Here is a 360-nt window from a genome sequence, read left to right as displayed (position 1 = left end):
AGCCGCAGGCCGGGGCAGCGAAGAAATGAGCGAGCCCCGCCGGACGTCGATCAGTCTGGCATTAACGCGAAGAAAGCTGTCGCCCGCTTGAGGATGTCCACGTCCTCGCGCAGCCTGCGGTTCTCCCGCCTCAACTGCGCAAGCTCGTCTCGTTCACTGCTGGTCAGCCCGTCGGTGCGGGTGCCGGCGTCGAGGTCGGCCTGCTTGACCCAGTCACGCACCGCGGTCTCGGTCAGGTCGAAATCCTGACTGACCTGCCGAAGAGTGCGGTCACCGCGCTGGCACTCGACGATCTCGGCCTTGAACTCCGGCGTAAACGAACGCCGAGGCCGCGGCCGCTTCTTCCCCATGCTCTCCATG

The 360-nt window shown here is 65.8% G+C and carries 1 protein-coding gene; it reads right to left on the bottom strand.

Translation table 11 applies throughout. From position 1 onward, the window contains the following. Window positions 1-50 precede the first annotated feature (50 nt). Window positions 51-360 (bottom strand): transposase (locus ACLQ28_RS34550; protein ID WP_425690455.1); only part of this gene is annotated, 310 nt, incomplete at its 5' end.

The sequence above is a fragment of the Micromonospora sp. DT201 genome (assembly GCF_049841575.1).
Taxonomy (GTDB): Bacteria; Actinomycetota; Actinomycetes; order Mycobacteriales; family Micromonosporaceae; genus Micromonospora.
Note: the sequence above shows the minus strand (reverse complement) of the source record. Positions and strands in the feature narration are given on the sequence as shown.